At 57.0% G+C, this 26,873-nt stretch carries 19 protein-coding genes; 1 reads left to right on the forward strand and 18 read right to left on the reverse strand.

What is annotated here, in order from left to right; all coding sequences use genetic code 11:
- Positions 1 to 40: 40 nt before the first annotated feature.
- The 5 genes from DFR26_RS00895 to gcvT all read right to left on the reverse strand — a co-directional run bounded on the left by DFR26_RS00895 (position 41) and on the right by gcvT (position 5,744).
- Positions 41 to 1,237 (reverse strand): class I SAM-dependent rRNA methyltransferase, encoded by a 1,197-nt coding sequence (locus DFR26_RS00895; RefSeq protein WP_116207065.1) that lies wholly within the window; start codon positions 1,235 to 1,237, stop codon positions 41 to 43.
- 99 nt (positions 1,238 to 1,336) lie between these two features.
- Complete coding sequence (gene gcvPB, locus DFR26_RS00900) at positions 1,337 to 2,794, reverse strand: aminomethyl-transferring glycine dehydrogenase subunit GcvPB (RefSeq protein ID WP_116207066.1); 1,458 nt, start codon at positions 2,792 to 2,794, stop codon at positions 1,337 to 1,339.
- A 5-nt stretch (positions 2,795 to 2,799) separates the two neighbouring features.
- Positions 2,800 to 4,158, reverse strand: a complete 1,359-nt coding sequence (gene gcvPA, locus DFR26_RS00905; RefSeq protein ID WP_116207067.1) for an aminomethyl-transferring glycine dehydrogenase subunit GcvPA — start codon at positions 4,156 to 4,158, stop codon at positions 2,800 to 2,802.
- 69 nt (positions 4,159 to 4,227) lie between these two features.
- Complete coding sequence (gcvH, locus tag DFR26_RS00910) at positions 4,228 to 4,611, reverse strand: glycine cleavage system protein GcvH (RefSeq protein ID WP_116207068.1); 384 nt, start codon at positions 4,609 to 4,611, stop codon at positions 4,228 to 4,230.
- Between the two features lie 44 nt (positions 4,612 to 4,655).
- Positions 4,656 to 5,744, reverse strand: coding sequence for a glycine cleavage system aminomethyltransferase GcvT (gene gcvT, locus DFR26_RS00915; protein ID WP_116207069.1), 1,089 nt, complete (start codon positions 5,742 to 5,744; stop codon positions 4,656 to 4,658).
- Between the two features lie 300 nt (positions 5,745 to 6,044).
- Here gcvT and DFR26_RS00920 point away from each other — a divergent pair, with 300 nt between their 5' ends.
- The gene (locus DFR26_RS00920) at positions 6,045 to 7,862 is read left to right on the forward strand and encodes a phosphoenolpyruvate carboxykinase (GTP) (RefSeq protein WP_116207070.1); all 1,818 of its coding nucleotides are present in this window, start codon (positions 6,045 to 6,047) and stop codon (positions 7,860 to 7,862) included.
- Positions 7,863 to 7,944: 82 nt separating this feature from the next.
- On the opposite strand, the gene DFR26_RS00925 is transcribed toward DFR26_RS00920, so the two are convergent.
- The 13 genes from DFR26_RS00925 to nuoC form a co-directional block, all read right to left on the reverse strand.
- Positions 7,945 to 11,562, reverse strand: coding sequence for an Ig-like domain-containing domain (locus DFR26_RS00925; RefSeq protein ID WP_181898940.1), 3,618 nt, complete (start codon positions 11,560 to 11,562; stop codon positions 7,945 to 7,947).
- A gap of 111 nt (positions 11,563 to 11,673) precedes the next feature.
- Positions 11,674 to 13,035, reverse strand: coding sequence for an OmpP1/FadL family transporter (locus DFR26_RS00930; protein WP_116207072.1), 1,362 nt, complete (start codon positions 13,033 to 13,035; stop codon positions 11,674 to 11,676).
- Positions 13,036 to 13,225: 190 nt separating this feature from the next.
- A complete protein-coding gene (gene nuoN, locus DFR26_RS00935) occupies positions 13,226 to 14,686 on the reverse strand; it encodes an NADH-quinone oxidoreductase subunit NuoN (protein WP_116207073.1) in 1,461 nt (486 codons plus the stop codon).
- Positions 14,687 to 14,691: 5 nt separating this feature from the next.
- Positions 14,692 to 16,254, reverse strand: coding sequence for an NADH-quinone oxidoreductase subunit M (gene nuoM, locus DFR26_RS00940; protein WP_116207074.1), 1,563 nt, complete (start codon positions 16,252 to 16,254; stop codon positions 14,692 to 14,694).
- 3 nt (positions 16,255 to 16,257) lie between these two features.
- Positions 16,258 to 18,120: an NADH-quinone oxidoreductase subunit L gene (gene nuoL, locus DFR26_RS00945; RefSeq protein ID WP_116207075.1), complete on the reverse strand. Its 1,863-nt coding sequence runs from the start codon at positions 18,118 to 18,120 to the stop codon at positions 16,258 to 16,260.
- The gene (nuoK, locus tag DFR26_RS00950) at positions 18,117 to 18,425 is read right to left on the reverse strand and encodes an NADH-quinone oxidoreductase subunit NuoK (RefSeq protein WP_116207076.1); all 309 of its coding nucleotides are present in this window, start codon (positions 18,423 to 18,425) and stop codon (positions 18,117 to 18,119) included. Before nuoK ends, nuoL begins: the two co-directional genes overlap by 4 nt.
- Entirely contained in the window at positions 18,425 to 18,913 is a 489-nt protein-coding gene (nuoJ, locus tag DFR26_RS00955; protein WP_425453345.1) for an NADH-quinone oxidoreductase subunit J, read from the reverse strand. The genes nuoK and nuoJ overlap by 1 nt, the downstream gene beginning before the upstream one ends.
- A 33-nt stretch (positions 18,914 to 18,946) precedes the next feature.
- Positions 18,947 to 19,489, reverse strand: coding sequence for an NADH-quinone oxidoreductase subunit NuoI (gene nuoI / locus DFR26_RS00960; RefSeq protein ID WP_116207078.1), 543 nt, complete (start codon positions 19,487 to 19,489; stop codon positions 18,947 to 18,949).
- A gap of 10 nt (positions 19,490 to 19,499) precedes the next feature.
- On the reverse strand, positions 19,500 to 20,504 hold the full coding sequence (nuoH, locus tag DFR26_RS00965; RefSeq protein WP_116207079.1) for an NADH-quinone oxidoreductase subunit NuoH: 1,005 nt from the start codon (positions 20,502 to 20,504) through the stop codon (positions 19,500 to 19,502).
- On the reverse strand, positions 20,504 to 23,203 hold the full coding sequence (nuoG, locus tag DFR26_RS00970) for an NADH-quinone oxidoreductase subunit NuoG (protein WP_116207080.1): 2,700 nt from the start codon (positions 23,201 to 23,203) through the stop codon (positions 20,504 to 20,506). Before nuoG ends, nuoH begins: the two co-directional genes overlap by 1 nt.
- A 28-nt stretch (positions 23,204 to 23,231) precedes the next feature.
- Complete coding sequence (nuoF, locus tag DFR26_RS00975; RefSeq protein WP_425453346.1) at positions 23,232 to 24,557, reverse strand: NADH-quinone oxidoreductase subunit NuoF; 1,326 nt, start codon at positions 24,555 to 24,557, stop codon at positions 23,232 to 23,234.
- Positions 24,557 to 25,063, reverse strand: a complete 507-nt coding sequence (gene nuoE, locus DFR26_RS00980; protein ID WP_116207082.1) for an NADH-quinone oxidoreductase subunit NuoE — start codon at positions 25,061 to 25,063, stop codon at positions 24,557 to 24,559. Before nuoE ends, nuoF begins: the two co-directional genes overlap by 1 nt.
- Positions 25,063 to 26,850 (reverse strand): NADH-quinone oxidoreductase subunit C/D, encoded by a 1,788-nt coding sequence (gene nuoC / locus DFR26_RS00985; RefSeq protein WP_116207083.1) that lies wholly within the window; start codon positions 26,848 to 26,850, stop codon positions 25,063 to 25,065. Before nuoC ends, nuoE begins: the two co-directional genes overlap by 1 nt.
- Between the last annotated feature and the right edge of the window lie 23 nt (positions 26,851 to 26,873).

The raw sequence follows: 26,873 nt of genomic DNA on the forward strand, positions 1-26,873 counted from the left end.
ACTGTATCGACACGCATGAGGCTTTCTTTAATAACCGCTGCTAGATCGGCAGCACCCGTGCAAACACTGCCTTCAGGTATTCGGTCTCTGGGATGGCCGGATGAATCGGGTGATCCGCGCCCTGATGGCCGTGATGAACAATCTGTGCTTGCCGATCGATATGCCGTGAGCTGGCGCGGATGACGTCGACGAGTTCGTGGCGGCCTAAATGCATCGAGCAAGAAGCGCTAACTAGTAGGCCATCGCGATTGAGCAGGCGCATACCGAGCTCATTGATGCGGCGATAGGCCTGCAGGCCAGCCTTGTGATCTTTGCGACGCGTAATGAACGCCGGCGGGTCGAGCACCACGACATCGAAGCGCTCGCCATCCTGCTTGAGCGCGGTGAGCGCGTCGAAGGCATCGCCCTGCAAGGTCTGCACGCGCGACTCGACGCCATTGAGCTTGGCATTGCGCATGAGCTGGTCGAGGGCTTTCTCGGAGCCATCGACACAATGCACTTCCGAGGCGCCAAAGGCCGCCGCTTGCACGCCCCATCCGCCCAAATACGAGAACACGTCGAGCACGCGCTTGCCTTCGACGAGGCCCTTTAAGCGGGCGCGGGCATCGCGGTGGTCGTAGAACCAGCCAGTTTTTTGGCCATCGCGCACGAGGGCCTCAAAGGCCACACCATTTTCGCGCAGGGCCACGCGGTCGGGCACTTCGCCGTAAGCGACTTCAACATAGGAGTCGAGCCCTTCAACGGCGCGCATCTTGCCATCGTTTTTAAAGAGCACGCCGCTGGGCTTGAAGACCTTCACCAGCGCATCGACCAAGGCCGACTTCAGGCGCTCCATGCCGGCGTTGGAAAGTTGCACCACGAAGATATCGGCAAAACGATCAATGACTACGCCCGGCAGGCCATCGCTGTCGCCATAAACTAGCCGATAATACGGCTCAGTGAACCATTGCTCGCGCAGGCTGGCGGCAATTTGCAAGCGGTGCACAAAGAGTGATGCCGACAACGGGTGCGCACTATCGCGGTTAAACAATCGTCCGCAAATCAGTGCATTAGGATTCACAATAGCCAGACCTAAAGCCTTGCCTTTGCTGTCCTCAACGAGCACTTGATCGCCGGCATTCATGGCTTTTAATGGCGTGGCAGCAATGTCGACTTCATTGGAGAAAATCCACACATGGCCTTCGCGCAAGCGGCGCTCTTCATTGATTTTTAAGCGCAAACGGGGCAGATCGGTCATGGCATTCTCACAATAAACAGCGTTTCAAAAAGGAGGTAACGTAAACAACAAGCCCCCAAATGGGGGCTTATCGCAGATCAGTTTAGCGTCTCTAGGCGGTTAAGCCTGTGGCCGCCACACCAGATCAAGCTCGCGGGCGGCGCGTACATCATCAAGGCGACGCACCGGCATGGTGTGCGGCGCATTGCGCACCATATCCGGTGTGGTGCGGGCCTCTTCCAAGATCTTGATCAAGGCCTCGGCAAAACCATCGAGTTCATCCGGCGACTCGGTTTCCGTAGGCTCGATCAAGAAGCACTCGGGAATAAGCAGCGGGAAGTAAGTCGTCGGTGCGTGATAGCCGTAGTCGAGCAGGCGCTTGGCAATATCCATCGCGCTCACGTTGAGCTCTTTAGCTTCTTTCGCGAAGCTGATGATGAATTCGTGCGAGGCGCGGCGCTCAGGATAGGCAAGCTGGAAGCCGGCATCGGCCAAGCGCTTCATCAGGTAGTTGGCGTTGAGCGTGGAGTATTCACCCACGCGATGCAATCCTTCGCGACCCAGCGCATAGGCATAGTACGCGGCGCGCAAGAGCACGCCGGCATTGCCCATATAGGTCGATAACCGGCCAATGGTGCCGGGAATGTCCTGCTCGGTGAGCCAACGATAGCTGCCATCGGTATTTTTACCGGCAATGGGCGTGGGCATGTAGGGCAGCAAGCGCGCACTGACACCGACGGGGCCGGCACCGGGGCCACCGCCGCCATGTGGCGTGGCAAAGGTTTTGTGCAAGTTCATGTGCAGCACATCGAAACCCATGTCGCCGGGACGCACTTTGCCCAAAATCGCATTCAGGTTGGCGCCGTCGTAGTACAGCAAGCCGCCAGCGGTGTGCACGGCCTCGGCGATCTCTTTGATCTGCTGCTCAAAGACGCCACAGGTCGATGGGTTAGTCATCATCAGGCCGGCAGTTTGCGGGCCAACGGCGGCTTTCAGCGCGTCGAGATCAACATCGCCATTGGCTAAGACCGGAATCTCGCGGACTTTATAGCCGCACATCACGGCGGTGGCAGGGTTGGTGCCATGCGCAGCAGCGGGGATGAGCATCTCGGTACGCGCGCTGTCGTTGCGGGCTTCGTGGTAGGCGCGAATCATCGCGACGCCGGCAAATTCGCCCTGCGCACCGGCCATCGGCGTTAATGACACGCCCTTCATGCCGGTAACTTCCATCAGCGTTTCTTGCAAGTCATGCAAACACGCCAAATAGCCTTGCGAATGCGTTTCAGGGGCTAAAGGATGGCGCTGCAAAAAGCCCGGCAACATGGCGGCACGATGCGCACCGCGCGGGTTGTACTTCATCGTGCACGAGCCGAGCGGGTAGAACATCGTGTCGATGGCAAAGTTTTTGCGCGACAGATTGGTGTAATGACGCACCACTTGCAGCTCCGAGACTTCCGGCAAAATGGCGCGTGTGCGGCGGCGCATGGCGTCTGGAATCGCCTTCAGCTCAACGCGTTGTTGTGGCGCTTGTGAGCTCGCGCAACGACCGGCTTCACCACGTTCAAAAATTAAAGTCATGATGATTACTCCGAAGCCAAAGCGGCGCTAAGCGCGGCATGGTAGCGCGCCAAATCGGCGGCATTTTTCGTCTCCGTGGTACACACCACGATGGCCGAACCCAATTCCGGATATTCCACACTCAAATCGACACCCGCTAATACGCCTTGCGCAGCCATCGCCGCTAAGACTTGCTCAGCAGGCTTGCTCAAGCGAATAACTTGCTCATGAAACACTGGCGACTCAAAGGCCTTAGTCGCACCAATGGGCAAGTCATCGGTAAGCGTGAGGATGTTGTCGTGCGACGCCAAAGCCACGCGCTCCAAGCCTTCAGCGCCCAATAAGCTTAGATAAATGGTCGCGGCGGTCATCGCCAAGCCTTGGTTGGTGCAAATATTCGATGTCGCTTTGGCGCGGCGAATGTGTTGCTCGCGCGCCTGCAGCGTGAGCGCATAGCCGGGCTTGCCATCGAGATCGACGGTGCGACCAATGATGCGGCCGGGCATTTGGCGGATATGCGCCATTTTGCAGCACATAAAGCCGCAGTATGGGCCGCCTGATGACAGCGGAATACCAAAAGGCTGAGCTTCGCCAACGACAATGTCGACGCCGCTCGCGCCCCATTCGCCCGGCGGCGTGAATAAAGCCAGGGCCATCGGATTCACCACAGCAATGACCAGCATGCCCTGCGCCTGTGCCCAATCGGTGAGCGCGTTCACATCTTCGAGCACACCAAAAAAGTTCGGCTGCGGAATCACTAACGCGGCAAAGTCTTCACCGTCAAACGCACCCAGTGAAGCCACATCGACACGGCCTTGGGCATGGTCATAATCAAATTCGACTAGCTCAATATCTTGCCCTTCGACAATGGCGCGAGCCGCGGCGCGATACATCGGCGATACCGTGCGTGGCATCAAAATGCGCCGTGATTTCGAGCGCTTATTGGCGCGAATGGCCATCAGCACAGCCTCTGCCAAGCCCGAAGCGCCGTCATAGACCGAGGCGTTGCTGGCATCCATGGCGGTGAGGTGGGCCATCATCGACTGAAATTCGTAAATGACTTGCAGCGTGCCCTGCGAGGCTTCGGCCTGATACGGCGTGTAGGCGGTGAGAAACTCGCCACGCGAGGCCAAATCCCACACTGCCGCCGGAATGTGATGCTCGTAGGCACCGGCACCTAAAAAGCACAACGCGCCGGCATCTTGCTCGCTACGCTCACGCATCATCCGCGTCACGTCCATTTCCGATAGGCCATCGGGCACGCCAGTCAGCGGCTTGCAGCGCAGCGCCTGCGGAATTTCATCAAACAGCGTGTCGAGCGATTCGGCACCAATGGTGTCGAGCATGCGGCGCACATCACCCGCGGTATGTGGGATAAACGGCATCAGTAACTCCGGCAGGCCAGCTTAGGCGCTGCGTATTCAAACGCCCTGAGTCATCAGGGCCGTGGGGACTTAGTGGTCTTGCTTAGCGGCGTATTCTTCAGCGCTGAGCAGCTCGCCTAGCTCGGCGGCATCGCTAATTTTGATCTGATACAACCAGCCACCGGCATAGGGCTCGGTGTTGACAATTTCTGGGGCGTCAACCAAGGCGTCATTGATAGCAATAATCTCGCCCGAGACTGGTGCGTAGATGTCTGAGGCGGCCTTCACCGACTCCACCACACCGGCTTCTTGGCCAGCGCTAACAGCATCGCCCACGTTGGGCAGCTCAACATAAACCAAGTCGCCGAGCGCATCTTGGGCATGATCGGTAATGCCAACGGTGACCACATCGCCATCGAGGCGCGCCCACTCGTGGCTGGCGGCGTATTTTAATTCAGCAGGTAATTGGCTCATGGTTTCTCTCATGCGGCCGAGGCCGTCTCACTAGGGTTTTAAAATTAACGGATGGCCGCGCCGCGGCGAGCAAACACGGGCTTCACAATGCGCACAGGCAGGAGCTTGCCACGCACTTCAACCTGCGCCTGCGTGGCATTGGTGACTGGCACGCGGGCGAAGGCGATGGCCTGCTCTAGCGTCGGCGAGAAAGTGCCGGAGGTGGTTTCACCATCGCCCACACCCTCAATAATCACGCGCATGTGCGAGCGCAACACCCCCTTGCCCTCAAGCACGAGACCCACGAGCTGATGGCTCACGCCAGCGTCGCGCTCAGCCAATAACGCCTCTTTGCCAATGAAGTCGTGACCCCAATCGATGCTCCAGGCAACGTTGGAGCTCAGCGGTGATTCGTTTTCGCTCAAATCATTGCCATAAAGCGGCATGCCGGCTTCTAAACGCAGGGTATCGCGCGCGCCCAGACCACAGGGCCGCACGCCAGCATCCACGAGTTGCTGCCAAAACGCCTCGGATTGCTCGGATGGCAGGAGTATCTCCAAACCATCTTCGCCGGTATAACCGGTGCGCGCGATAAACCAGTCATCACCACAGTCGACGCCCTGAAACAGTGCCAGCTCAGCAATACGCGCGGCTCGCTCAGCGCCAATCAGGCCAGCCACTGTGGCGCGGGCGTTCGGACCTTGCACGGCGATCATGGCCAGATCGGTGCGCTCTTTGAGGCTGATGCGAAAGCTCGCGGCTTGGCGCTGCATCCAGGCAATGTCTTTGTCGTGCGTGCCGCAATTGACGATGACGCGCCAGAGCTCGGGCTGCTCGGGTGTCGGCGCATAGGCGATTAAGTCATCGAGCACGCGGCCTTGCTCATTGAGCATCAGCGAGTAAATAGCCTTGCCCGGCAGCGTAATTTTGGCCACGTCATTGGCTAAAATATGGCGCAAATACGCCAGTGCATCGGGGCCGGTGAGCTCGAGCACGGTCATGTGCGAGACATCGAACATACCCTGATCGCGGCGCACGGCATGATGCTCATCGAGCACGGAAGTGTATTGCACCGGCATATCCCAGCCGCCAAAATCCACGACCCGAGCGCCCAGCGCGACATGTGCTTGATACAACGGCGTACGCTGACCCATCGAAACTCCTGTCATTAGCCCAGCGAACGTACCGCGTGGACTAATCTCTCATTCACAAAGTTGAGCATTTTACCTGCAGATGCCCACCGCTGACCACGGGCAAGCGGCGAACAAGTGAAATTCATTTACTCGCCATGGCTTTGGTCGCAGATCGCGGTTTTGTCCGCACTTTTGCGCCCCACAACAGGGCAATTTCGCATATAATCTGCGCGAATTGCCGTCGTCCTTTGGGTAAGCCACGTATCTTGTGTGGTCTGTTGCCGCAGGCACGGTTGTCATTCCCCTGCTTTGAGAGTTGTCATGACCGTAAATGCTCCCGCCTACGTCAAACATGCACGCCTAGTGGCGTGGGTCACTGAGATGGCCGCGCTGTGCAAGCCTGCCGCCATTCATTGGTGCGATGGCACCGATGCCGAATACGATGCCCTGTGCGAATCGTTGGTCGCCGCCGGTAGCTTCCGCAAGCTCAATCCCGAGAAGCGTCCCAACTCTTACTTGGCTTGGACTGACCCATCCGATGTCGCCCGCGTGGAAGACCGCACCTATATTTGCTCCGAGAAAAAAGAAGACGCCGGCCCCACCAATAACTGGATGGCACCGGCCGATATGCGCGCCACGCTAAACCCCTTATTTGATGGCTGCATGGCCGGTCGCACCATGTATGTGGTGCCATTTTCCATGGGGCCGCTGGGCTCACCGATTGCCCATATTGGCATTGAGCTCTCTGACAGCGCCTACGTTGCGGTCAACATGAAAATGATGACTCGCATGGGTCGCGCAGTGTTTGATGTCCTCGGCCAAGACGGCGACTTTGTACCCTGCATGCACACCGTGGGCGCCCCGCTGCAACCCGGCCAAGCCGATGTTGCGTGGCCCTGCAACCCCACCGAAAAATACATTGTGCACTACCCCGAAACCCGCGAAATCTGGTCGTATGGCTCGGGCTATGGCGGCAATGCCTTGCTGGGTAAGAAGTGTTTTGCGCTGCGCATCGCCTCCACCATGGGTCGTGATGAGGGCTGGTTGGCTGAACACATGCTCATCTTGGGTGTGACCAACCCGCAAGGTAAAAAATACCATGTGGCCGCCGCGTTCCCATCGGCCTGTGGTAAGACCAACTTCGCTATGCTCATTCCGCCAGCAGGCATGCCCGGCTGGAGTGTCAGCACCATTGGTGACGACATTGCATGGATTAAACCCGATGCCCAAGGCCAGTTGCGCGCCATCAACCCGGAAGCGGGTTACTTCGGTGTCGCCCCCGGCACCAATATGAAAACCAACCCCAACTGCATGTTGTCGTTGAACAAAGACGTGATTTTCACCAACGTTGCGCTGACTGATGACGGCGATGTTTGGTGGGAAGGCCTGGGTGAGGCGCCAGCGCATCTGGTCGATTGGCAGGGTAAGGACTGGACGCCCGATTGCGGCCGCAAAGCCGCGCATCCGAACTCACGCTTTACGGTGTCGGCGATCAATAATCCCGCGCTCGATAGCGAATGGGACAACCCCGATGGCGTGGTCATTGACGCGTTTATCTTTGGCGGCCGCCGCTCCAACACCATGCCATTGGTGACCGAGGCGCGCGACTGGGTCGACGGCGTCTATATGGCAGCGACCATGGGCTCTGAGACCACCGCCGCTGCCTTTGGCGCGCAGGGCGTGGTACGGCGCGACCCCTTCGCCATGCTGCCCTTTGCTGGCTACAACATGAGCGACTACTTCCAACACTGGCTCAACCTCGGTGCCAAACTCGAAGCTGCCGGCGCCAAACTGCCGCGCATCTATAAAACCAACTGGTTCCGCAAAGATGCCGACGGTCAATTCATCTGGCCGGGCTTTGGTGAAAACACCCGTGTCTTGAAATGGATGATCGACCGCATCGAAAACGAAGCGCAAGGTTGTGAGCACGCCATGGGCATTAGCCCGCGCTACGAAGACATCCGCTGGAATGGTTTAGACTTCGACAAGACGCTGTTTGAGCAAGTCATCAGCCTCGATAAAGCCGACTGGGATATCGAGATCAAACTGCATGAAGAGCTGTTTGAGAAACTCGCGCATAACTTGCCGCAAGACTTGGTGAAAGCCAAAGACCGTTTAGTGGAGCGCTTGGGCGCTTAACCATGCCGGCGGGCTGTCTTAGCAGATGGTGATGCAGGTAATAAAAAGGGCGCTTAAAGCGCCCTTTTTATTGGCTGAGACATTAGTTTTTAAGGGGTGCCAGCGCAGAATTCAACACAAAGCGGCCTTCCGGTACCGTGACAAATAAGCTGCCTGCCACTAACCCCCCCAGCGCACTAAGATTTGCAGACAAACGCACGCGATCAACGTTAATCAATCGCGCCGTTAAACGACCGTCTGGCAAAAACTCTACCGTACCACTCACGGCTAAGTTGGTAATGTCGGTATTGCTGCGTACGTCTTGCTCAATGGGAATGCCCAACAGACCAGTAATATCGCTCACGACCGGAATGCCAAGATCGGTAAGCGTTTGCAATAAACCCACATCAGCGCGCGCATCAAGCTCCGGAATATCGGTATAGAGGCTAATAGTTGTCGACAACATCGGGTTGTTGGGCACTCCATTGGTGCAACTACCGGTAATTTTCCCTGGGATACGCTCAGCCCGTATCGTGCCCGATAGCTGGCCATTGCTCTCTAGTGGTGCCAAATGCCGCATACGGAACACCAAAGGGCCGGTGAACAAGGGTTGCTCGACGACGATGGGAACAATCTGGTTCAGCACATCGGCGCCTTGCGAAATAGCGCCTGTTAAAATCGGCCCTAACACCGGGATTAAATTAATCAGCTCATTGACGACATTCGTGACTGGCGTTGCCTGTAGCGACAAGCCCAGTTCGGCATAGATATCGGGGCCATTGGTGACAATTAAGCCCGGGTCGATCAACACATCGATGCCGCCGCCCGTGGTAGCGGTTGCTGAGCATAGCGTGGCGAAGTCACTGGCCGTAATGGCGGTGTTGTCAGTTTTCGTAAAGCCTGACAGCGTTGCGGATAACGCCGAGCTTACGCGCAAGAACTGACGATCCTCGCAAACTCCACCGGTGGCTCCACGAGGGCAGCCCAAGGCAAAACTAGTGGCGGCACCGTTAAACGATGAGCCATTATTCGGTGAGCCTTCACCCACCGTTGTGTCCGGCAGTAGCAATGCGCCATTGGGTGTATCGCACGAACCGGAGTTTTCATTTTGCTCCACCACATCGCGGTCGTAGCTTTCATTGAAGCAAATAGGGCGTACCTCGCCACGGGCGGGCTCGTACCGGAAATTCGCATCCACATCCGCATTTGGCAAAAGACGCAACGCCACCACTGAGCCTGTTGCCGGAGTGGGCGAGACCTTAAACACGATCTCCATGGGCGGCCCGCCATGCTGTGGATTACTGACACTGGCAAATGACTGTGAGATCAACTGCGTTTGCAAGGGCAGATTATTGGTACCGCAAATACTGCTGGCGCTACAGGTCGCGCTGGATAAGCCGCTGGAGCCTAAGACATAGCGATAGACCTCGCCGGTCTGCCATGGATCATCGGGCGTAAATTGCAGCTCGCGTACGGTACCTGACAGCTGCCCAGGCACTGGCGCAATACAGTTTCCTGCCACGTCGATACGCTCTACGCGGAAATTGGCATTTGGGTCATTACACACAGTGCCCGTTTTCACCGCATTCATACCCGTGCGCTGAACACTTTGTGACAAGGTGACGGTGATGGCACGGCGGCTATCAATAAATGGCAAGGGGATGTCTTCATCGCTCATTTTGCCGCCAGCGCATTTGCCCTGAATATTGGCCGATACATTTCGCGTGCCCGCCATGACCCCACACGGGTAGCCCGGATACACACCCAACACAACCGGCGGGCGGCGAGTATCGGGACCACCATCGGGATTGGGCAAAGCATCTCCGGCCGCTAATGCTGGCAGTGTAAAGCTCAAATTTTGAGCCATCAGCGGCTGCCCATTTAAGGCTTTAATGGCACTGCCTAATTGCACCTGATACGACTCGCCATGCGCAAACGGCACCTCGGGCGTAATAATCAATGACACCCCGTCGAGGCGCCAGCTAAAGGGCACACCCGCACCGTTACGCGTCAGTCGCACGGAGGGCATGGCACCGGTGGATGTGAAGCTATTGATATCCATGACGCGGTCAAAATTCACAATGACCGGATCACCTGGGCGCAATAACTGACCACCTGCGACACGACCGCTGGCCGCCGACAAGATTTGGTTGGGGCCGGTATTAGCCGCATTGGCATCAACGAGCGGGATGCTTAGCTCATCCCGCAGACGAACAGTCTCACCGGGCACCCATGAGTCAACTTGTGGAGCCACACCGTCATCAGCAAACTCGGCATCGACGATAGGATCAGGCTTTAAATCGACGACCAGTTGCAGTGCTAAGACACCAATCGCGTTATCGGTGCCTAAAATTTTCAGCTCAATGGTGCCAACGGCATCGATGGTAATCAGGTCATTTTCAGGGTCAAAGGTGGCGAGTCCAGACACCGGCACATGCATGAGGTTTTGTGTGAACGCACCATTGGAGGTTTTATTTTTGGCCCCTAGCGCAATGTCCATCTCCAGTGTTACCAAGCTAGGCGCAACCGGTGAGCGGCTGTAGCGATTAGGCAATAGAAAGCCATTGGCATCTGAGATCATCTTGATGGTGAGCGTGTCTGTCTCGAGGTTTGCAGGCACTACGCCATCGAGCTTGACCACCAAACTGGCCGCTGTTAATTGACTATTTTTTCGCACCCGCAAAGGTGCCAATGCCGCATTAAACTGCAGATTCGCGGGCAGACCTAAATCCGCAATAAGCTGGCCTTGGGCCTGTGGTTTTGGTGCTCTGTCGCCTTGACCCAGCAAGGGCGAGGCCACAGGCACTTGATTGACCGGCGTGCCCAACAATAACGACAAACCCGACGTGGGAATTAGGCTTTTCGCGCTGGAGGCCTGCGCAGATGGCAGCGGTAGAAATTGAAAGTTAGCAAACGCTGATTGCGCACTGAACCGCTGACCTTTGAGGCTCATTAACTCCGAACCGATACGCAGACTGTACTGCTGCGATGGGTCGAGGTCAGCAATGGGGTCAATGGATAGTTGATTGCCATTTAATAAGACAGTGGCAGGTACAAGACCACCCGAGGCATCAAGCAAGCGCACCGTGTCGGTACTGGCGCTGCCATAGCGCAGACTTTTTGCGTTAATGGGCTGCGTAAACTGCAAGCGAATAGTGGAGAAGTCGAACAGACCAACCCCCTCATTGCCAAGAAAAAAGCTGCTGGGGTTGGGTGTGAGATGCTCAACATCAAAGCGTGCCGTATTGGTGCTGCGCGCATTAACCGGCCCCTCTAATGCAGCTCGGGTAGTGAAAATCAAGGGCTCGCCTAAGTTAGCAGCCTGCACAGAGACATTTCTTAACGTGCCCGCTGTACCATTTTCACCGGTATCGAGCATCAGGTTATTGCTACTCAAGCGATACTGGGTGCGCTCCTTCAACTGTTGCGCAGGCGTTAGAATCACACCACGGCGATCAACCGTTGTGCCCGAATTGGGCACAAAACGCGCCGACAAAGCCACACGACCAGTCGCCGAACACACGCCTTGTGCATTGACTTGTGCCTCCTCGCACAAGGTAAATGCAGCAGCCAAATTACTCGAGTTAAACTCAATGCCCACCGGATGTGAAAAACGCAAGGCAATTGGGGTCGCTGGAATGACTTCTGTTTGCCCCGGAGCAGGATAGGCATAAATCAAGCTTCGCTGCTGTGGCAAAACCTCGGCATTGGGCCCTGGCATGTCAGGCACGACGGGCGTTAGCGGGTTACCGCCCCCGCTGCCCCCACCGCTGCAGGCTGCAAGTACTAGGCTGGCTGATAGTGCTACTAACTTAATCCGCATAGTCATCTCTTAAAACGCCAGGTTTACTGAGGCATTGAACGCATGCACATTGCCACCGGAGGTGATGACTTCACAGCGCACGTTTTGGTTGCCATTGCAGTTTGCCGGTGGTGTTTGGTTGCCTGCTCCGGCATCCGTTACTAAGAGGAAATCGCGATCATCCAAAATGTGGTACTGATAGCCAAAATCCATACGCAGCGGCATCGATAAGAAAAGGGCCTGCTCGATTAAATAAGAGAAGCCAAAACCCAGCGTGACACGGTCATTGTCAACATAGTTCACATTCAATGAGTCCAGCGTTTCGAGCGGTGACTCTTCATAGCTCACCCCACCAATGATGCTAAAGACATTATTGAGGCGATACTCAAAGCCGGCACGTGGCACGATAGTATCTTTAAAGCGCAGATCGGCTTGATCTTTGATGGTGTCATTACGAAGCTTATCGTTGAGACCCGACCAAAGCTGATAATCCGCCGAAGCAGCTAGGCGAATTTTGTAAAAGTTGTACTGAATGCCGGCTGAAAACATCTCGGGTTGGTAGGAATCGATGGTACGAATCAGCAGTGGTAAATTCGATACCGCATTGCGTACGCTGGCATTCGCCGAAACGTTGGTGGAGAAGTCAGACTCATAGCGGTAGGTGAGTGCTGTCTCTAAGCCATTCGCCCAGCAGTATTTATCTTCAGGGCAGGCCAGCTGACCCCAGTTAATGTTAGCGCTCAAAATGGGCTGAATGGATGGTTTTGCGCTCACCACAAGACCCTCAGCGCTGGTTTGGCCATTGAGGCGCGCCTCGGCGCCTAGTTCAGCCTCAGCAGCCAACGTAATGCGCGTTGACGCACCCACATCGAGACCTGGAATAACGTTTAAACCCGCGCCCACACTCAAAAATAGTGACTGCTGCCCATAGCGCAATGATTGCGGCAACTGTGAGGTTGTCGATTTGAATGACAATAACCGCTCACCGGTTCGCTCAGCACCCAGCTGAAAGCCTAAGACCATCGCGCGATCACTTTTCAGCATCGAACTGAGGTCCGTTTTCAAGCCAAGTAGCACATTGTAGTTCGACGAGTCTTCAACCGTATCACCCGACTGAATAATGCTGTCGGGCATACCCCAGCCTTTCGCCGTAATGTCTTGCTCGGTAAATAAAAAGCCAGCGGACAACGCTCCACGACGATCCCGTGCTAAATACGCTGGGTTGTAATAGACCGCCGAGGGTTGATTACTAAACATCGACAGCGCTTGCGCCGAAGCCGTATCGGTTGGCGTTAACCCAAAATTCGTAGCAATAGTCCCCATGGCGGCCATGGATGTCATGGGCACGGCGGCGAGCAAGGCAATAGCAAGACGAGAGGCGGACGAAGTCATGGACGGCTTCCTAGTTATTGTTGTTGTGACTTATTAGTCGTTGGCTGACACTGTAGCTAATCATGCGCATGGTAGTCCAGCACGCGTGTGTTATCAATTTGTTACGCAACCACTGCCATTCACAACACATTGACATAAAAAAGGCGCTATCGGCGCCTTTCAGGGTATATCGGGCGGCGCTGATGGGCCGCTAAGGCGCCATCATGGCTACCGGTGCTTGGGCGGCGAGCTCAATTAAGGGCTCAGGGTACACACCAATCAAAAACATCAACCCCGCCATCAATAACACCATGAGCCCACCCACACGAAAGCCCCAGTTATTGGCAGCTACCATGCGGCGCGAACCCGGCGCTGGCATGAACAACGTAATGACCACCCGCAGGTAGTAATACAAGCCAATGGCGCTACCGACGACCAGCGCGGCCACCAGCCACCACAGGCCGGCATCAACCCCCAATGCGGCCACATAGAACTTGCCAATGAAACCCGCGGTCAGCGGAATGCCCGCCAGCGACAGCATCATCACGGTCATCACCGCGGTCAGGTAAGGATGGCGCCAAAATAAGCCGCGATAGTCATAAAGCGCATCGGCATCTTGCTGCTTATAGGGGCTGGAAGTCAGAGTCACGACCCCAAAGGCGCCAATGGTAGTCACCACATACGCGACCAAATACACCGCAGCAGCTTCTAGCGCGAGCTGTCCGCCGGCAACCACGACCACGAGTAAATAGCCGAGCTGCGCAATCGACGAATAGCCCAATAAGCGTTTGATATTGCTTTGATTTAGCGCAAGTAAGTTGCCAAGCACCATCGAGGCAAAGGCAATGACCGCAAAAATCATCCCCCAGACACTGCTGTGGGCGGCCGGTGCTTCAATAAGCAAGCGCAGCAAGACGGCAAACACGGCCACCTTACTGACGGTCGCCAAATACGCGGCCACCGGCGCAGGTGCGCCTTCGTAAACATCAGGTGTCCACAGGTGAAATGGCGCCAGCGATAATTTAAACGCCAACGCCGCCAAAATCAGCGCAATGCCAGCATAGGCATAAGGGCTCAGCATGCCAGCCTTGGCTAAGTCGCCGCCGATATCGGCCAGCAGCATGGAGCCGGCATCGGCATAAAGCAGCGCCATACCAAAGAGCATAAACGCCGAGGCCGCTGCCGATAAAATCATGTACTTAATGCCCGCTTCCAGCGTGCGCTTATTGCGGAAGGTGTAGGCCACCAAGCCATAGACCGGCACGGACATCAATTCCAGACCAATAAACAAGGCCGTTAAGTGGCGCGCACTAATGAGCACAAGCGCACCCAATACCGACAAGGTCAGCAGCAGGTACATTTCCTCTTTGTTGTCGTCATAGCCTTCAATGTAGGCGTGCATGAGCGTGGCGCAAGCGAGCGTTGCAAACAGCGCAATGGCCATATACAAGCACGCATGGGCGTCAATCATCAGCAATGGCGTGACTTGCTGCGGACCACCCTGCCACGCGAAATACACCGACACCAGCGCGGCATTAAGGCCAATCACGGTGATCGTGGCATTAACGTCGTGTTGGCGCTTAATGGCAATCGACAGCATGACCAACACCGCCGTGGCGCCGGTAATTATGATGGGCAATAGCGCAATGAGTTGTGCAACCGAAATCGTCATGGCGCTTACCAACCTGCAGTGGGCACAGTCGGCAACACCGACTGGCTATAAACGGAATGAAGAAATTGCATGCTCGCCACACTGGTGTCGAGCACCGGCTGCGGATACACGCCGAGACCCAGCAGCAACAAGGCCAATAGCACCAAGGTGCCCAGCTCACGCGGCGATAAGTCAGGCAATGCCGCCTCGCTTTTTGCCGGGCCATAGAAGGCTTTTTGCATAAACAGCAGGCCGTAAATGGCCGCTAAGATCAGGCCACCGGAGGCAATGATGGCGACCGTGGCATTGGCTTGGAAGGCACCGAGCAAGACCATAATCTCGCCGACAAAGTTGCCCAAGCCCGGCAAGCCTAGCGATGCCGCCGTGAACACCAACGCGATCGGCGGTAAATAGCGCAGACGCGTCCAGAGACCGCCCATCTCGCGCAAATCACGTGTATGCAGGCGTTCGTAGATCTCACCGCAGAGAATAAACAGCGCACCGGCCGAGAGGCCATGGGCGAGCATTTGCACCACCACGCCTTGCAGCGCGACCATATTGCCGGAGTAAATACCGATCAGCACGAAGCCCATGTGCGAGACGCTGGTGTAGGCAATTAAGCGCTTGATATCGGTCTGCGCACAGGCCAACACAGCGCCATAGAAAATGCCGATTACACCCAGCCACATGGCGATTGGCGCGAACTCCAGCGAGGCATTGGGAAATAGCGGCACGCCAAAGCGCAGCAAGCCATAGCCAGCCGTTTTCAGCAGCACACCGGCCAAGTCCACGGAACCGGCGGTGGGCGCTTGCGCATGGGCATCGGGCAGCCATGAGTGAAATGGCACGACCGGCAACTTCACCGCAAAGGCAATGAAGAAGCCGAGCATGAGGATCATTTCCACGGCCGGCGCCATGGGGGTGTTGAGTAGATCCATGTAGTTGAAGCTGAGCACACCCGTAGTTTGCGCGTTGATCAGCACCAAGCCGATGATGGCGAGCAGCAGCAGCAAACCGCTGGCTTGCGTGTAGATAAAAAACTTGGTCGCGGCACTGATACGACTGCGGCCGGTGGCGCCTTTATGGCCCCACAGCGCAATCAGGAAGTACATCGGCACCAGCATCATTTCCCAGAAGAAAAAATACAGGAATAGGTCGATGGCCAAGAACACGCCGGCCACGCCGCCTAGGTTCCAGAGCAGGTTTAAGTGAAAAAAGCCGACGTTTTTATCGATCTCTTTCCATGAGCAGGCCACTGCGAGCATACCGAGCAGGCCGGTGAGCAAGAGCATGATCAGCGATAGGCCATCGAGCGCTAAGTGAAAGCTGATGCCAAAGCGCGGAATCCAGTCACGTTGAAACTCGAGCTGCCATTGCGGCGTATTGCCGATGGCGTCGATGACCGCGCCGCCGCTATAGCCACCTTGCAGCCACAGCAGGCAGGTAATCACGAAGAAGCCGAGCATGGTCAGCAGGGCAATCCAGCGTGGCAAGGCGGCGCTGATGCGTTCAGTTTGCCAGGCCAATAAGCCGCCAATAAATGGAATCAGCAGCAACCACGGCAAAATTTCGGGAGCAAATACAGTCATGGTTTATACCAACAACATCACGGATAAAATGGCGAGGGCACCGAGCGCAAACGACGCGGCATACCAGCGAATCGAGCCGTTTTCAGTGCGCACCATGGCACGATGGCCAGCCTGAGCCAGCGCGGGCACGACATTGACGGCGGCATCGAGTGGGTCGCGCCGCCACCAGTGCACCAGCGCCATAAAGGGCCGTACAAAGACGCGATCATAGAGCCAATCGAAGCCCCAGGCATTGAACCAAAGCGGTGTGAGCACACGACCCACAGGGCTCGCACTAATGGCCTTCACCCAGCGGCGATCGCCGTGGTAGAGCACAGCGGCGAGCAAGATACCAAACACCGCGATGCTGCCGGAGACCCATTCGAGGTGATGACGGCCTTCGGTGGCGTACTCCAGTGCCAGCGCGGCCGATGGCATGGCTGGCAGTACATCGCCCAAAGGCTGCACCACCAACGCACCAACGGCAGTCGACAGCACCAACAAGACCGCCAATGGCAGCCAATACGACACGCCCTTGATGGGCTCGGCATGACCCACGGCATCGCCATGGAAAGCCACGAAAATGAGCCGGAAGGTATAGACCGAAGTCAGGAAAGCGCCAAGCAGGCCGGCATTGAGCAGCATGTCGTGACCGCCCGCCCAGACTTCAAAGAGGATTTCATCTTTCGAATAAAAGCCCGAGGTCACCAGCGGCAGTGCGGCAAGTGCGGCGCCACCGACCAAGAAGCAGACATAGACAAATGGAATCTTGTGGCGCAGGCCGCCCATTTTGAAGATGTTTTGCTCGTGATGCATGCTGACAATCACAGCACCGGCCGAGAGGAACAGCAGGGCCTTGAAAAAGGCATGGATCATCAGGTGGAAAATCGCGGCCGACCACGCGCCAACGCCGAGCGCGAGGAACATATAACCGATTTGGCTCATGGTCGAGTATGCCAAGATGCGTTTGATGTCGGTTTGCACGAGCGCGGCAAAGCCCGACAGCACCAGCGTGATGGCACCAATGATGCCGACTAGCAGCAAGATATCGGGCGCTAACAAAAACAGCTCGTGGCTACGGGCAATTAAGTAAACGCCGGCGGTGACCATGGTCGCCGCGTGAATCAGAGCCGACACTGGCGTGGGGCCCGCCATGGCATCGGCAAGCCAAGTTTGCAGCGGTAATTGCGCGGACTTGCCGACAGCCCCACCGAGCAGCAGCAGGGTCGCCCAGGTAATCCAGGTATCGCCTTCACTGACATATTGCGGCGCTAAGCGCATCACGTCTTGGATATTCAGCGTGCCGAGTTCGCGGAAAATAATCATCAGGCCGATGGCCATGAAGGTATCGCCAACACGCGTAACGATAAAGGCTTTGCGCGCCGCTAGGCCATTGGCGGCGTCTTTGTAATAGAAGCCAATGAGCAAATACGAGGCCAGACCGACACCTTCCCAGCCGAAATACAGGAAGAGAAAGTTATCGCCGAGCACCAAAAACAACATGCTGGCGACAAACAAATTCATGTATGAGAAAAAGCGGCCGTAGCCATCATCGCCGCGCATATACCAGGAGGCGAAGACGTGAATAAGGAAACCAACGCCGGTGATCACGCCCATCATGGTCAATGACAAACCGTCGAGGCGCAGCGCGAAGGTGGCATCGAGGCCATCGACAGCAATCCATGACCACAGCACTTGCGTGAAAGCACCGCCGTCGGGCGTGTGCTGCAAGAAGTCATAGCCCACGTATGCCGCCGCCGCTGCGGAGATGGCCATGCTACCGACGCCCACGAGGGAAGCCAGTTGCTCACTGATACGCCCGCGTGCACAGGCGAGAATCAAGAAGCCAATCAGCGGCGCCAGAAAGGTCAGGAATAAAGCGTTCATCCGCGCATCTCGCTAGCCGAATCGATATCTAGGGTTTTAAAACGGCGATGCAATTGCAGCACGATGGCGAGCGCGACCGACGCTTCCGCGGCAGCCAAGGACAAAATCATGATGAACATGATTTGGCCATCGGGCTGAGCCCAACGCGCGCCTGCCACGACAAACGCCAGCGCCGCGGCATTCATCATGACCTCCAAAGACATCAACATAAATAAGATATTGCGGCGCACCAGCAAGCCAATCACGCCAAGACAAAACAGCACAGCGGCCAACGCCAGGCCATGCTCCATGGGCACTCCAGTCATCACGAGACATCCTCCGAACGACCGAGGTGGTAAGCCGCCACCAAGGCTGCCAATAACAAAAATGAGGCCAGCTCAACCACCAACAAATACGGGCCAAATAAGCTCACGCCGACTTCGCGAGCATCGACCACGGTGTGGCCAGCGGGATTCGTGCCCATGCTATTGAGCGTGTAGAGCAGCACGGCAAATAGCGTGAGCGCGAGCAAGGCAGGCAAAATCCAGACTTTCGGACGCAGCCACGCGCGCTCTTGCGCCACCGTGGCGTCGCCTAAGTTCAGCATCATCACCACAAATACAAACAGCACCATGATGGCACCGGCGTAAACGATGACTTCCAAGATGCCGGCAAAGGGCGCGCCGAGGCTGAAAAACACCACCGCCACGGCAAGCAGCGAGACGATCAAGCTGAGCAGCGCATGCACCGGATTGGTATTGGTAATGACGCGCACAGTGGCCAAAATCGCCACCACCGCCGCTACATAAAACATAATATCCACGCGAGATTCTCTCTGGTTGGTGGCTTAGGGCATCAAGCCCTTAACACTGACGGGTGCGGCTTCATTTTGCGCGCCGCCTTTGGCTTTACCAGCAATGGCCATGCCCGCCACGCGATAGAAGTTGTAGTCAGGGTTTTTGCCGGGGCCGGAAATCAGCAGGTTTTCTTTCTCGTAGACCAAGTCTTGGCGGTTGAACTCGGCCAATTCAAAGTCAGGCGTGAGCTGAATAGCCGTGGTCGGGCAGGCCTCTTCGCACATGCCGCAGAAAATGCAGCGCGAGAAGTTGATGCGGAAAAACTCCGGATACCAACGGCCATCTTCGGTTTCGGCTTTTTGCAAGGAAATGCAGCCCACTGGGCAGGCCACCGCACATAAGTTGCAGGCCACGCAACGCTCTTCACCATCGGGGTCGCGCGTTAAGACAATGCGGCCACGGTAGCGCGGCGGGACATAAATCGGCACCTCTGGATACATCAAGGTCTCGCGCTTACGAAAGGCATGCGAAAACACCATGACAATGCTGCGGAGCTGCGTATAAATCCCGACCAAAATACCTTTGAGTGTCATGATCGTGTCCTCACTGCGGCGTATTGAGCAAGATGACCGCCGCGGTCACCAGCAGGTTAATCAGGGTTAATGGCAGGCACACCATCCAGCCGAATGTCATCACGCGGTCATAGCGCGGGCGCATAAGGGCACCGCGAATCAACACGAAAAACATGATAAAGAAGCCAGTTTTGGCGGCGAACCAGAAAAATGGTGGAATGCCTTCAAGATAGGGGATTGGCAGCGGCAGCCATCCGCCCAAAAACAGCGTGGCCAGCAGCGAGGAGACAACAACCACGCTAACGTATTCGCCGACAAAGAACATGCCCCATTTCAAGCCGGAATATTCGATGTGATAGCCTTCGGCGAGCTCCTGCTCGGCCTCGGGTTGGTCGAACGGATGGCGGTGTGTGACGGCGATACCGGCGACTAAAAACGTACAGAAGCCGAAAAACTGCGGCACGATATTCCACAGACCTTCTTGCGCAAAAACGATATCGCGCAGACTAAATGAGCCGGCTTGCGCGACCACGCCCAATAAGGCGATGCCCATAAAGACTTCGTAAGACAGCGTTTGTGCCGAAGCACGTAGGGCGCCGAGCAAGGCGTATTTGTTGTTACTGGCCCAGCCGGCAAAGAGCACGGCATAGACCGCGAGGCCGGCCATGGCGAGGAAAAACAGCAGGCCAATATTCAGGTCAATGACCATCCAATCGGGCGTAATTGGCACCACGGCCATGACCATCAGTAGCGATGACAGCGCAATGGCTGGCGCCAACCAAAAGATCATTTTATCGGCAAATGGCGGCGTCCAGTCTTCCTTGAAAAACATCTTGAGCATGTCGGCAGCGAGCTGCAACAGACCAAATGGACCAACGCGCGTAGGGCCGTGGCGGTCTTGCCAGAGCGCCAACAAGCGCCGCTCCACAAAACTCAAGAAAGCGCCCGAGAGCACCACGGCGAGCAAAATGATCACCGCTTTCGCGACTTGCGTGACGATGCTGATGAGGTCGGGCGTGAGCCAATCGAAAGTCATTAGGCATGATCTCCAGCAAGCGTGGCCCAGCTCGTCAGCGTCATGGCATAGCCCTGCGGCAGGCTCACCGCGCCATCGGCCAAGGTGTCACTGATCTGTACGGGCAGACTCAGCGCTTGGCCATTGAGTGTGATGCTGAGTTGCTCGCTGGCGTTGAGCTGAGCCGCCGTGGCCGCCGACAAGCCCGCGTAGGCGCTCGCGAGTTGCGGCGCCACCACCTCGGCGCGCGCGCTAAGCTCATCGCTACCGAATAAATGGTGGCGCGCTACGACGCGCAATTGGCCGCTAACAGCGGCAAACGCGGCAGGAATATCATCGAAATAAGCACTCTCAAAAGCACCGCTAAATAAGCGTGTGCCCTCATCACCACCACGCAGATGACCACCGACTTCATCTTGGAACTTGCTCCACGCCTGCGGCGAATTCCAGCCCGGCGCATGCGCAAATGGCACCAGCGGCGAGTTCTCATTGGGGCCGCTATAGCCTTCCATGGAAAACGCCAAGGCGGTGTCGATGTCTTGCGAAGCGCGCGGCTCATGCACGGAGATATTCGCGCGCATGGCGGTACGGCCCGAATAACGGCGCGGCTCACGGGCAATCTTCAGGCCTTTGATGCGGAAATTAGCGCCCGGTGCGGCATCAACAATCGCGGCTAAGGCCGGATGATGCGCGGCGGTCGCGCCAGTGGCCTCATCGAGCTGCGTCCAGCGCACATCCTGATCGATTAATGTGCTGCGCAAGGCATGCAGCCAGCGCCAAGACTCGCGCACCAGCACAGCGGCGTCGTAATAGGATGGGTCATAGACTTGGAAGAAGCGCTGAGCGCGGCCTTCTTGGCTGACCACCGTGCCATCGCCCTCGGCAAAGCTGGCCGCCGACAAAACCCAATCGGCGGCGTCTACGGTGGCCGTGTGTTGATGATCAACAACAACCACGGCGGCATCGGCTAAGGCCGCGCGCACCACATCGGCATTGGCGCGCAGAGTCAGGTCATTTTCCAAAATCACCACGGCATCGGCGCCACCGCTGCTGAGCTCAGCCAACGCGGCATCGAGCGATTGGCCACCGAGCAGGGTGGTGCCAAGGCTGTTGACCTCACGCACCACCAAGCTCAGGTTCGCGGCTTTCTCGCGCGCCACCAAGGCTTTGGTGATATTGGCGGCGGCTTGAATGACACCGGCGTGTTGAGCGCCGGTGCCGGAGAGCACCAGCGGCGCATCGGCCAGCAGCAGATCATCGGCAATGCGTTGTGCCAAGCTCGCGGTGACGCTATCGAGATCAGCCACCGCTGGCGCATTGGCATCGATGGCATGCGCCACCGCAAAGCCCAAGCGCGCGATGTCTTCTGGCGTGGCCTGATGCGTCGCAGCCGCGACATCATCCAAGCGGGTCGCCTCTACGCTGGCAATGTACAGCGGTGACAACGCACGCTGGCCAATATCGCGCACGCCAAGCGCATTCCAGGCCTGAATCTTTTTCTCGGCGGTCATGGCAATGGCTTTGTTTTTCACCGACTGACGCAAGCTCAGCGCCAAGCGCGGCGAGGTCTGCGTCACGTCTTCGCCGAGCACCAACACCGCATCATTTTTCTCGACCGCGCGCAGGGTCGGCACGCGATCGGCGTGCTGCTGCAATAGACCGAGTACGAGAATGTTTAGCGCTTGCTCGTCGGCATTGACGCCGGCATAAAAATTATCAGCGCCGACCAGCTCGATGAGCGCGTGATTGGCCTCGAGGCTGGCGCGTGGCGAGCCAATGCCGATCACGCGCTTGGCGGCTTTTAGTGTGCTGGCGATGCCATCGAGCGCGGCATCAAGACCACGCTTCTCGAAGCTACCGGCGACTTTTTGCAGCGGCTGGCGCGGGCGGTCATCGCGATTGACGAAGCCATAGCCGAAGCGGCCACGATCGCAGAGGAAGTATTGATTGACCGAGCCATTAAAGCGGTTTTCGATGCGACGCAGCTCGCCATAACGCTCACCGGGGCTAATATTACAGCCCGCCGCGCAGCCTTGGCAGATACTCGGCGCAAACTGCATATCCCATTTGCGGTTGTAACGCTCGCTATGAGTTTTGTCGGTAAACACGCCGGTCGGGCAGACTTCGGTGAGGTTGCCGGAGAATTCGCTTTCCAGCGTGCCATCTTCAACACGGCCAAAATAAACGTTGTCGTGCGCACCAAACACGCCCAAGTCGCCGCCACCGGCGTAGTCGTTGTAATAACGCACGCAACGATAGCAGCCAATGCAGCGATTCATTTCGTGATTAACAAACGGGCCCAAATCTTGGTTTTGGTGGGTGCGTTTTTGAAAGCGGAAACGCCGCGTGTTGTGGCCGGTCATCACCGTCATGTCTTGCAAATGGCAATGGCCGCCCTCTTCGCAGACCGGGCAGTCGTGCGGGTGATTGGTCATCAGCCATTCCACCACCGAAGCGCGGAAGACTTTCGCCTCCTCATCTTCAATGGAGATATAGGTGTTATCGGTCGATGGTGTCATGCACGACATCACCAAGCGCCCGCGCGTATCGTCGGCGTTGGCGTATTGCTTGACCGCGCATTGGCGGCAAGCGCCCACTGAGCCGAGCGCCGGATGCCAGCAGAAATAAGGGATATCGAGGCCTAACGACAAGCAGGCGCGCAGCAGGTTATCGCCGCCGTCTACTTCGTATGATTTGCCGTCTACGTGGATGGTTGCCATGTCGGGACCGTCTTAAAGCTAAAGGTGATTACGCGTTTGCCGCGGCGGCAGGGATTGCCACGCCAGCGATAAACTCATCGCGAAAATATTTGATGGCGCTGCCCAAAGGCTCTACCGCGCCAGGCGCGTGTGCACAGAAGGTTTTGCCAGGGCCCAAATGACCCACTAATTGCAGCAACGTTTCGATGTCTTGGGGCTGGCCTTCGCCACGCTCTAAGGCGCGCAGCAGCTTCACGCTCCACGGCAGGCCATCGCGGCAAGGGGTGCACCAGCCGCAGGATTCGCGCGCGAAAAACTCTTCCATATTGCGCAGCAGCGAAACCATATTGACGGTGTTATCGATGGCCAAGGCTAAGCCCGTGCCCATCCGCGTGCCGACCTTGCCAATGCCGCCGGCATACATTTGCGCCGATAAATGCTCGGGCAATAAGAAGCCGGTGCCGGCGCCGCCTGGCTGCCAGGCTTTCAGCGTATAACCATCGCGCATGCCGCCAGCGTAGTCTTCAAACAACTCTTGCGCGGTGATGCCAAAAGGCAATTCCCAGACGCCGGGGTTTTTCACTTTGCCGGAGAAACCCATCATTTTGGTGCCGTGATCTTCACTGCCAGGGCGCGCGATGCCGGTATACCACACCACGCCATTGCCGATAATCGCTGGCACGTTCGACAGCGTTTCAACATTATTGACGCAGGTGGGCTTGCCCCAAACGCCCACCGCTGCCGGGAATGGCGGCTTCGAGCGTGGGTTGGCGCGGCGGCCTTCCAGCGAGTTAATCAGCGCGGTTTCTTCGCCGCAAATATAGCGACCAGCGCCGGTGTGCACATACAACTCAAAGTTCACACCGGTACCGAGAATGTTTTGGCCGATATAGCCTTTGGCGCGCGCTTCATCGAGGGCGCGATTTAAGTTGCGTGCGGCATCAACGTACTCACCGCGAAGAAAGATATAGCCGGTCTCAGCTTCCAGCGCGCGCGCACTGATGATCATGCCCTCGATGAGCAAATGCGGCATTTGCTCCATCAGCAGACGATCTTTCCAGGTGTTCGGCTCCATTTCATCGGCGTTGCAGAGCAGGTAGCGCGGCGTCACGCCGTCATTGGGCGGCATCAAGCCCCACTTCACGCCGGTCGGGAAGCCCGCACCACCGCGGCCTTTAAGGCCCGCATCTTTGACCTGCGTGGCAATGTCTTTTGGCGCCAGGGTTTGCAACGCCTTTTTCATGGCGCTGTAGCCGTCTTTGGCTTCGTATTCGCTCATCCACACCGCATCGCCGTCATCACGCAAGCGCCACGTGAGCGGATGGGTTTCCGCCGAACGCGCGATGCGATTGGCCGGACCAACAGAAGAAAGCATCATGAGTACTGCTCCAACAAGCCAGGAATGACTTCAGCATTGAGGCCGCCATGGGTGTCGTCGTCGATCATCATGGTCGAGCCTTTGTCGCAATTGCCCAAGCAACACACCGGCAGCAGCGTGTAGCGGCCATCGGCGGTGGTTTCGCCGTAGCCAATGCCGAGCTTGGCGGTGATGGCGGCGAGCACGTCTTCATGGCCATTGACGTAGCAGGTCATGGAGTCACACAGGCGCAAAATATGGCGTCCGACCGGCACACGGAAAATCTGGCTATAAAACGTCGCCACGCCTTCCACATCGGCCGCCGGAATACCCAAGACCTCGGCAATCGCGGCAATCGCGCCATCGGGCACATAGCCGTGGTTGGCCTGAACGATTTTTAAGGCATCGATGCTGGCGGCGCGGGCGTCGGGGTAATGCCCCTTGGCATGCTCCATATCGGTGCGTTCTTGTGGCGACAAAGTGAATCGGCTGGTCGCAATCAGCGCTGAATTATCTGTTTGCATTATCGGTCAACGTCGGCCATTACGAAGTCAATGGATGCCAAATAGGCGATAAGATCCGGGATCATCGCACCGCGAATCACCGAGGGAATTTGCTGCAAATGCGCAAATGACGGCGTGCGGATACGTGTGCGATAGCTCATCGTGTTTTTGTCCGAGGTCAGGTAGTAGCTATTAATACCCTTAGTCGCTTCGACCATGATGCTAGCTTCGCCCTCGGGCATCACCGGCCCCCACGACACGCTGGTGAAATGATGAATCAGCGTTTCAATATCTTGCAGCGTGCGATCTTTCGGCGGCGGCACCGAGAGCGGATGATCGGCCTTGAAGGGGCCGGCCGGCATATTATCGACACATTGCTGAATAATGCGCAGCGACTGGCGCATCTCTTCGATACGCACCATGCCACGATCGTAAGCGTCGCCATTGTGCGCGAGCGGCACCTCAAACTCGAAGTTTTCATAGCCCGAATACGGCCGCGCTTTGCGCAGGTCGAAGTCGACGCCGGTGGCGCGCAAACCGGGCCCAGTCACGCCCCACTCAATGGCTTCCGCTGCGGAGTATTTAGCAATATCGATGGCACGATTTTTTAGCACGCTATTTCGCATGGCGGCTTTTTCGTACTCTTTCAAGCGCTTAGGCATCCACGCCAAGAACTCACGCACCAAGCGCTCCCAGCCTTGCGGCAGGTCATGCGCCACACCGCCAATGCGGAACCAGGCCGGATGCATACGGAAACCGGTCACGGCCTCAATGACGTCATAGGCCTTTTTGCGGTCAGAGAACATAAAGAAAATCGGCGTCATGCCGCCGAAATCTTGGATATAAGTGCCCAAAAACAGCAAATGCGAGGTGATCCGGAAAAACTCCGACATCATCACGCGAATAGTCTGTACGCGCGCCGGCACCTGAATGCCGGCGAGCTGCTCGACCGCCAGCACATAGGGCATGTTGTTCATCACGCCGCCGAGGTAATCAATGCGGTCGGTGTAGGGGATAAAGCTGTGCCAGGTCTGGCGCTCGGCCATTTTTTCCGCGCCGCGATGGTGGTAGCCAATATCCGGCACGCAATCGAGAATTTCTTCGCCATCGAGCTGCAGCACAATTCGGAACGCACCGTGTGCGGAGGGATGGTTGGGGCCAAGATTGAGGAACATGAAGTCCGACTCATCATTGCCTTTTTTCATGCCCCACTCATCGGGGTTAAAGCGCAGCGCTTCCTGCTCTTGGTCTTGGCGCAAGGCGGTGAGCTGGAAGGGGTCAAACTCGGTGGCGCGCGCGGGGTAATCTTTACGCAGCGGATGACCCACCCACGTTCGCGGCATGAGCAGACGGAAGGGCTGCGGATGGCCGGGAAAATCGATACCAAACAGATCAATGATCTCGCGCTCATACCAATTGGCATTGGCAAATACTGGCGTCACCGTGGGGATGCTCAGGTCATCGGCAGAGAGCGCGACCTTGATGCGCACGTCACTATTTCGCTCAATCGAGAGCAGGTGGTAGAACACCGTGTAATCCGCCGGTGGCAGGCCATAGCGGTGTTTACGCAGGCGCTCATCCACAGCCGACAAGTCATAGAGCATGCTGTAAGGCTTAGGCACTTGCTTGAGGAAGCGCAGCACATCGCGAATCAGGCTGCGCGGCACCCACAGTGTGGGCACACCGTCTTTGGTGGGCTGGAACACCAGCTGATCGCTACCAAAACGATCGCCGAGTTCGCGCACCACAGCAAACTCTGCGCCGGCTACGGGCGCGGCATTGGAGGTTATCGACAGGTCATCAGCCATCAGTCTAGTCGTCGCTCAAAAGT

It is taken from the genome of Paraperlucidibaca baekdonensis, assembly GCF_003387535.1.
Classification (GTDB): Bacteria; Pseudomonadota; Gammaproteobacteria; order Pseudomonadales; family Moraxellaceae; genus Perlucidibaca; species Perlucidibaca baekdonensis.